The sequence below is a fragment of the Mesorhizobium sp. M2A.F.Ca.ET.067.02.1.1 genome, assembly GCF_004023285.1.
Lineage (GTDB): Bacteria > Pseudomonadota > Alphaproteobacteria > Rhizobiales > Rhizobiaceae > Mesorhizobium.
Genome location: NZ_RZSB01000253.1, coordinates 1 through 7,546, shown reverse-complemented (window position 1 = coordinate 7,546; position 7,546 = coordinate 1). Strand labels below are relative to the sequence as shown.

The window sequence follows — 7,546 nt, the reverse complement described above, 5'->3', positions numbered from 1 at the left end:
CCGAAGGCCCGGTGGTGCTGTTCGACTATTTCTCCTGCGAGCACCTGTCGGACCATTCGGGCGTCGTCGACGAGGTGCGGCCGGCGGTATCGTGGATGTATCTCTACAGCGGCGAGTTGACCGACGAGAAGGTCCGCCGCTGGGGCGGCGGCATCGCCGAACTCGTTGCCGAGCATGGTGGCGGCAATCGCCGCATCGCCGTCGACCACATCAATCCCGAAGGCGTCGAGGAACTCGCCCGCCGCGGCATTTCCGTCGGCAACGGCGAGGCGGTGATGGAGAATGCGCGCCTTATCAAATCGCCGGACGAGATCCTCGCCATGCGGCGCTCGATCGTCGCCTGCGAGGCGGCGATGGGCGAGATGGAAGCAGCATTGAAGCCTGGTATTTCCGAGAACGAATTGTGGGCGGAACTGCATCGCGGCAACATCGCGCGCGGCGGCGAGTGGATCGAGACGCGGCTTTTGTCGTCCGGCCCTCGCACCAATCCCTGGTTCCAGGAATGCTCCTCGCGCGTCGTCAAGAATGGCGACCTCGTCGCCTTCGACACCGACCTGATCGGTCCCTATGGCTTCTGCGCCGATCTCTCGCGCACCTGGCTCTGCGGCGACAGGCCGCCGTCGAACGAGCAGCGGGATCTGTTCCGCATCGCCGCCGATCAGATCGCCCACAACACGGATCTGCTGCGGCCGGGCATCTCCTTCCGCGATCTCGTCGAGCGCTCGGCGGTGCCGCCGGACGATTGCTACCCCACGCGCTACGGCGTGCTTTACCACGGCGTCGGCCTGGCGGACGAATATCCGACGCTGCCGCACTCCGGCGACTGGACCGCCGACACGCCGGACGGCGTGCTTGAGCCCGGCATGGTGCTTTGCGTCGAAAGTTATATCGGCAGGCTTGGCGGGCGCGAAGGCGTCAAGATCGAGGAACAGATCCTGATCAACGAGACCGGCAACGCGAAACTGTCAGCCTACAAGCTGGACGAGCGGCTGCTCTGACGCGCCGCCTTCGACCGCCGCGACGCCCTCGCGCATAGCGGCAACGAGCGAGGCCGGGGCGGTCCTCGCCGTGATATAGGGCAGGCCCTTGCGCCGCGCTGTCCAGCCGACCACTTTGACGCCCCGCGCGGCCGGCTCGAAGCGCTGCGCCAGCGCCCAGCTTTCGCAGTCGATCGCCGCGATATCGGCCCTGCCCTCGGCGATGGCGACGATCGACGACCGGTGGCCGCCGCTCTCGCCGCGCGAGGCGAAGATATCCAGGCTTTCGCCCATCGCCTCCAGGTCGCGCGTCAGCGCGATCAGCCCGGACATCGAATCGGGATTGTTGAAGATGAAGCGCTTGCCGCGCAGAAGATCGAGCGGGATGACGGCCTTGCCGTCCTGCGGCGAGGCAACCGACGAACCGCCATCCGCGGCCATCACCAGCGCGCTGGAATAAAGTTCGCCCTGGCCGCCCTCGCACGCATCGTAGTTCGGCTGCGCGATCACCTGCACATGCCGGGCAAGGCCGAGTTCCATCGGCCCCCAGCAGGTTTGCCCGAACAGAAGCGCCGGGCTCAGCCAGAGCTGGTGGAAATCGAACTCGTCCGGGAGCAGCGTCGCCGGGTCCGGCGCGATCACCTCACCGGCGGCGTCGAGGATCCCCCCGGGCACCGGCGGCAGATTACCATTGCGGCGCACGATCGTTTCCGGCGCGTCGATGCCCCTTTGCCGGAAGGCGTCACGCAGCCGCGCCCATTGCTCATCGACCTCGCCCCGCGCTTCGGGCCAGTCATACATCGGCAGGGCCGCAACGAACTTGCTCATGTCGAACAGCTTTCAAGGACAGGCGACCTTCGGCGCCTGCGTTCCGCCACGAAAAAAGCGGGCGCGGAAAGTCGAAATTACTCTTTCGGCGGCTCGGCTGGAACCGGCGCCGTGCCAAGCCCGCTCACATTGCGTGCCCTGACGCGCGGCTTGAAGGCGCGGCCCAGCTCCGGCGTGCGCCGCAACACCGGATGGACGACCGGCTCCTTGGCCTTGAAAGCGTGGGCCTTGAGCATCGCGAAATAGTTCGGATAGGCATAACCGTTGTTCATCCGCAGCCACTCTTCGCGGCGCTCGCGAAACAACTTTGGCAACCTATACCAGGCAATGGTCGGGCTCTTGTGATGAATGAAATGCAGATTGTTGTTCAGGAACAGGAAGGAGAGCGGCGAACGCTCGACGATCACCGTGCGCCCCTCCGGATGCTCCGACCACTGGTGCTCCGCATAGGTGCGGATCGAGATCAGCGATTGGCCGAACCACACCGGCACCAGGATATAGAGCCAGAGCGGAATGCCGAAGCCAAACGTGACGATCGGCACCGCAACCGCGAGACCGATGGCATGCAGCAGCCAAGCCTTGCGGATCACCTTGTCGCCGGCAAGGATCTGCTTGGCGTCGTCGATGAAGAAGCCGACCGAGGACAGCAACGGTCCGAGAATGAAGCGGCCGACCATCGTGTTGTTGATCTTGAGCAGAAGCTTCATTGTCGGCGGCAGTTCCTCGTGCATCCAGAGCGCCTGGTAATAGCTCTCCGGATCGTCGAGCGGATCGGTCAGCCGCTCGTCCGCGTGATGACGAAGGTGGATGGTCTTGAAGCGGCGGAACGGCCAGACCATGCCGATCGGCAAAAAGACGAAGGCTTCATTGATCCTGGCGTTGCGGGTCGGATGGCCGTGCGACACCTCATGCATCAGCGAGGATTGCAGAGCCAGGATAAAGGGCAGGATGGCAAGCGCCAAAAGCGGATAAGATGGCCACAGCAGGAAGCCTATTGCGAACCACGCACCGTAGCAGAAGAGAATGAGACAGACTGTCGGCCATTCGATTGCCGGTGCGTTGCTGCGTCTCTTGTTCATGCCGGTATTCGTGCTTGCCATGCTATCGACCACTGCCTTCCAGTCGCCGGAACCAACTCGATTCCTGACAGCATTGTGTCAGGAGCCTATCGTTGCCGCAACGCGACAAAGCGCACAAACTGTTGCGAGTGCGCATTTTCAGCCGCATATGTTATACATTGTAAACAAACATGGGGATTCATTTCCGCCTGAGCCACGTTCAAGACGCTCCGGGCGCAAATTTTTCCTCTCCGAAGCAGGAGCAGCGTGATGGACAAGCGCGATCTGTCGACTCTCTTCCGGGAGCGGTTGAAAATGCTCTTGACACGATCCGACCTCAACCAGTCGGCCTTCGCGGCCGCGGTCGGCATCGACCGCTCGGCATTGTCGCAGCTCCTGTCAGGCGCCTCGACCCGCCTGCCCCGTGCCGAGACGCTTCTCAACGTAGCGGCCGAGTTCAAAGTGTCGCTCGACTGGCTGCTGGGCCTCTCCCAGGACGAGGGGGTCACCGGCGAAATTAGAGAGAGCCTGGAGATCGAGGAGGCGCCGGACGGTTTTGACCGCACGCTGCTCGCCAAGTGGCACGCCGAGGCGGCAGGCACGAAAATCCGCTACGTGCCGGCAGGCATCCCTGACCTTCTGCGCACCGAGGCGCTGATCGAATATGAGGCCGGCATCACCAACAAGAGCCGCGAGGCGCAGGCCGGCGAAACGCAATACCGCATCGACTATACAAGGCGGCCGGAGACCGACATGGAGGTCTGCATGCCGCGCCACACGCTGGAGATCTTCGCGCGCGGCCTCGGCGTCTGGGATCGTTTTCCCGAAGCCGACCGCCGTGCTCAGTTGCTGCACATGGCAGCCCTCCTCGACGACCTCTACCCGACCTTCCGCCTGTTCCTCTATGACGGACGCATGCGCTATTCGATCCCCTACACGATCTTCGGCCCCTACCGCGCCGCGATCTATGTCGGCGACATGTATCTGGTGTTGAACGCGACCCAGCCGATCCGCACCCTCACCAGCCATTTCGACAATCTGATCCGCGCCGCCGACATCAATGCGCATGAGGCGGCGAGCTTCGCGCAGAAGCTGGCCGCGACGTCTTTCCCGTCAGGCTCGGTCTGAGCGCTTGCCTGCCCGGTCGGCCACCATCCAACCCATGGTGAGGCCTGCATCGAAATCGAGGTCGAGATCAATCCGGCCTAAGGTCTTCTCGGCCGCAAACGCGTTGACTGGACATAAAGACTTCTTTATATCGTTATTTGAGTTCGAACACGAAAGCCAAAGCTATGACCGCGACCAACCCGATTGACGCCCTGCTTGCCGAAAAGGGTGTGCTCCTGGCCGACGGCGCCACCGGCACCAATCTGTTCGCCATGGGTCTCGAGGCCGGCGAAGCGCCCGAGTTGCTTAATGAAACTTCGCCCGAGACGATTGCCAGCCTGCATCAGAATTTCGTCGATGCCGGCGCCGACATCATCCTGACCAACTCCTTCGGCGGCACCCGCCATCGACTCAAGCTGCATCATGCGCAGGATCGCGTGCACGAGTTGAACAAGCGCGCCGCTGAGATCGCCCGCTCCGTCGCCGACAAGGCCGGCCGCAAGGTGATCGTCGCCGGCTCCGTCGGCCCGACCGGCGAGTTGCTGGTGCCGCTCGGCGCCCTGACCTATGACGATGCCGTCGATGCCTTCGCCGAGCAGATCGAGGGTCTCAAGGCCGGCGGCGCCGAAGTCGCCTGGGTCGAGACCATGTCGGCGCCCGACGAGATCCGCGCCGCGGCCGAAGCCGCCATCCGCGTCGGCCTGCCCTATACCTATACTGGTTCCTTCGACACCGCCGGCCGCACCATGATGGGCCTGCTGCCGAAGGACATCCACGCCGTTGCCGACGGCCTGTCGCAGGCCCCGCTCGGTGTCGGCGCCAATTGCGGCGTCGGCGCTTCCGATATCCTCGCTTCGCTGCTCGACATGACCGAGGCGAAGCCGGAGGCGACCGTGATCGTCAAGGGCAATTGCGGCATTCCGGAATTCCGCGGCAGTGAAATTCACTATTCAGGCACGCCGGAGTTGATGTCCGATTATGTGCGGCTGGCGGTCGATGCCGGCGCCAAGATCGTTGGCGGCTGCTGCGGCACCTCCTTCGCCCACCTTGCCGCCATGCGCAAGGCGCTCGACGGCCACACCAAGGCCGAGCGCCCGACCGTCGCGACGATCGTCGAGCGCATCGGTCCGATGCGCAACAAGACCGCAAGCGCCGGGGACAGCGGCGAAGGCAGGCGCGAACGCAGGCGCAGCCGCGCCTGACGGGCCTGTCTATTTGCTGTTTTCGGCGTAGCGCGACAGCGCGGTGTTGAAATCGACGACGTTCTCGGAATTCATTGTCGCCAGCGCGCCCGACGCGCCCGGATCGCTGATCTGTTCCAGCATGACGCGAAAACGATCGTTGTTGAGCGCCGAAAGCGCCGTGTTGCGGGCGGCATCGACATCGCTTCGAATTCGCGCCGAATCAGCCGAAGCCGCTGACGACCCCCGCACCGGCGCATTGGCCGCCGTCGCGTTCGCATTGCCGATTGTCGTGATATGCACTGCTGGTCCCTCAAATCTATCAGCACTGACTAAACAGACGCTGATTGCAATGATGTTCCGGAAAAGCCGCGCAATTTAACGATTGCAAAAAGGCCGACGGGACAATGCATGTCGCCCAGAAGTGTGCAGCGGTTCTGGGGCAACGACATGCATCAAAAAACCTAAGCGCGTCGCACCCGCGACGCGCTTAGTCCCGCCGGCCGTCGTTCAATTCGCAACGCCCTATTTACTACCGTCCAGCGATGAGGCCAGGCGCACCAGCGACAGGAACTCCGCCCTGTAGCCGAACGGATCGGCGCCGCGCGCGGCGTCGGCGATCTCGGCGATGCGGTCATAGCCGAAATTCGCCGTCTGGTCCTCGTCGCGCAGCTTCTGCCCGAAGGCCGCGACGGCCACCGAGAAGCGCTGGTCGGCGCCGGCCGAGTCGAAGGACGAGACCTCATTGGCGGCGGTCACCGGCGTGGTGATCAGCTTCGAGACATTCTCGCTCGGCAGCTTGTAGCGGATCTTGACGAAGGCATATTCGTCGGCATTGGCGACGCCGCCATTGTCGACCTTGGCCTGGCCGTAGCGCAGCGGATCGACCTGCTCGCCGCCGCTCCCTTTCGGCGTGATTTCATAGACCGCCGTCACCGAATGGCCCGAACCGATATCGCCGGCATCGACGCGGTCATTGTTGAAATCCTCGCGGTTGAGGGCTCGGGTCTCATAACCGATGAGACGGTATTCGGAGACCTTGGCCGGATTGAACTCGACCTGGATCTTGACGTCCTTGGCGATGGTGAACAGCGTCGAGGAGGCATCCTCGACCAGCACCTTCTCGGCTTCGGCCAAAGTGTCGATATAGGCGGCCGTGCCGTTGCCGTTCTGGGCAATGGTCTGCATCATCTGGTCGTTGAGATTGCCGCGCCCGAAACCGAACACCGAGAGGAAGACGCCGGTCTTGCGCTCCTTCTCGATCGTTTGCTTGAGATCGTCGTCATCGGTCTGGCCGACATTGAAGTCGCCGTCGGTGGCGAGCATCACGCGGTTGACGCCGTCCTTGACGAAGGATTGCTGCGCAAGCTTGTAGGCTTCGCGGATGCCTTCCTCACCGGCCGTCGATCCGCCGGGCTCGAGATTATCGATGGCCGCAAGGATTTTCTGCTTTTCCGCCGCCTTGGTCGGCATCAGCACCGTGCCGGCATTGCCGGCATAGGTGACGATCGAGACGGTGTCGTCGGGCTTGAGCTTGCTGACCAGCAGGCGAAAGGCGGATTTGAGCAGCGGCAGCTTGTCCGGCTCGTCCATCGAGCCCGACACATCGATCAGGAAGACGAGGTTGGCCTTGGGCTGCTCGGCCGGCTTCACGTCGAAACCCTTGATCGCGACATGCATGAGCTTGGTGTGCTCGTTCCACGGCGTCGGCATGACGGTGACTGTCGAGTTGAACGGCGTCGCGGCCGAATCCGGACCCTTCCAGTCGTAGGGGAAGTAATTGATCATTTCCTCGACCCGGACGGTGTCCGGATCAGGCAGGCTGCCTTCCTTCAGGGAGCGCCGCACGAAGGAATAGGAAGCCGTGTCGACATCGATCGAGAAGGTCGAGACCGGGTCCTGCGCCGTTTCATGCACCGGATTGGTCTTGAAAGTCTCGATGCGGTCGCGGTTTTCCTCCTGCGGCTGCATCTGGTCAGCCGGCATGGGCGCGGGCTGCACCATCAGCTTGGAATCGGCCATTGCCGGAGGAGACGCCGGGATCGCCGCCGCTACCCCTGCCGGCGCCTTGTCGGCTCGCTCCAACTCGTCGGCGCTCCGCTTGGGGGAATAGCCCGCAATTACCCCGACCCCGTCCTTACCGCCGGTTGCGAGTTGGCCACTCTCGGCTGGCGCGGGTTGCAGGGCGGGCTCGGCTTCGGGCGTTGCCTCCTGCTTGAGCAGGTTGTCGACCTCGGTCGCCGGCTTGGGCGGCGTTGCCGGCACCATTTGTGAATTGGTCCGGGTCTCCGCGTCCGCGCCGGTCTTCTTCTCCTTCGCCGGCGCAGCCGGCAGCGGCTCGTTGATCGCCGGTTGCATCGGCGCGGGCTTCTGCGCTACCGGCTTGTCGGCCACC

General features: G+C 63.5%; 7 protein-coding genes. 3 read left to right on the top strand and 4 right to left on the bottom strand.

The window, feature by feature from the left end; genetic code table 11:
* A partial coding sequence (locus EOA28_RS18120; protein WP_148670750.1) for a Xaa-Pro peptidase family protein occupies positions 1–998 on the top strand: 998 nt, incomplete at its 5' end.
* Here the strand turns inward: EOA28_RS18120 and EOA28_RS18115 are convergent.
* Together EOA28_RS18115 and EOA28_RS18110 are read right to left on the bottom strand one after the other, a co-directional pair.
* Positions 966–1,805, bottom strand: coding sequence for a PhnD/SsuA/transferrin family substrate-binding protein (locus tag EOA28_RS18115; protein ID WP_127251193.1), 840 nt, complete (start codon positions 1,803–1,805; stop codon positions 966–968). The two genes, EOA28_RS18120 and EOA28_RS18115, sit on opposite strands and share 33 nt — an antisense overlap.
* A gap of 77 nt (positions 1,806–1,882) precedes the next feature.
* Entirely contained in the window at positions 1,883–2,884 is a 1,002-nt protein-coding gene (locus EOA28_RS18110) for a fatty acid desaturase (protein WP_127251194.1), read from the bottom strand.
* Positions 2,885–3,133: 249 nt separating this feature from the next.
* On the opposite strand from EOA28_RS18110, the gene EOA28_RS18105 reads away from it, so the two are divergent.
* A complete protein-coding gene (locus tag EOA28_RS18105) occupies positions 3,134–3,991 on the top strand; it encodes a helix-turn-helix transcriptional regulator (RefSeq protein WP_127251195.1) in 858 nt (285 codons plus the stop codon).
* Positions 3,992–4,155: 164 nt separating this feature from the next.
* Positions 4,156–5,172 carry a betaine--homocysteine S-methyltransferase gene (gene bmt, locus EOA28_RS18100; RefSeq protein WP_126082185.1) on the top strand — a complete coding sequence of 339 codons (1,017 nt, stop codon included), beginning with the start codon at positions 4,156–4,158 and terminating at the stop codon, positions 5,170–5,172.
* Between the two features lie 9 nt (positions 5,173–5,181).
* On the opposite strand, the gene EOA28_RS18095 is transcribed toward bmt, so the two are convergent.
* Positions 5,182–5,454, bottom strand: a complete 273-nt coding sequence (locus EOA28_RS18095; RefSeq protein WP_245463328.1) for a hypothetical protein — start codon at positions 5,452–5,454, stop codon at positions 5,182–5,184.
* 222 nt (positions 5,455–5,676) lie between these two features.
* Positions 5,677–7,545: a von Willebrand factor type A domain-containing protein gene (locus EOA28_RS18090; protein ID WP_245501549.1), complete on the bottom strand. Its 1,869-nt coding sequence runs from the start codon at positions 7,543–7,545 to the stop codon at positions 5,677–5,679.
* Between the last annotated feature and the right edge of the window lies 1 nt (position 7,546).

Coding starts and splice junctions, on each gene's coding strand:
- bmt (WP_126082185.1), top strand. CDS start 4,156: ATGACCGCGACCAACCCGATTGACGCCCTGCTTGCCGAAAAGGGTGTG.
- EOA28_RS18105 (WP_127251195.1), top strand. CDS start 3,134: ATGGACAAGCGCGATCTGTCGACTCTCTTCCGGGAGCGGTTGAAAATG.
- EOA28_RS18115 (WP_127251193.1), bottom strand. CDS start 1,805: ATGAGCAAGTTCGTTGCGGCCCTGCCGATGTATGACTGGCCCGAAGCG.
- EOA28_RS18110 (WP_127251194.1), bottom strand. CDS start 2,884: ATGAACAAGAGACGCAGCAACGCACCGGCAATCGAATGGCCGACAGTC.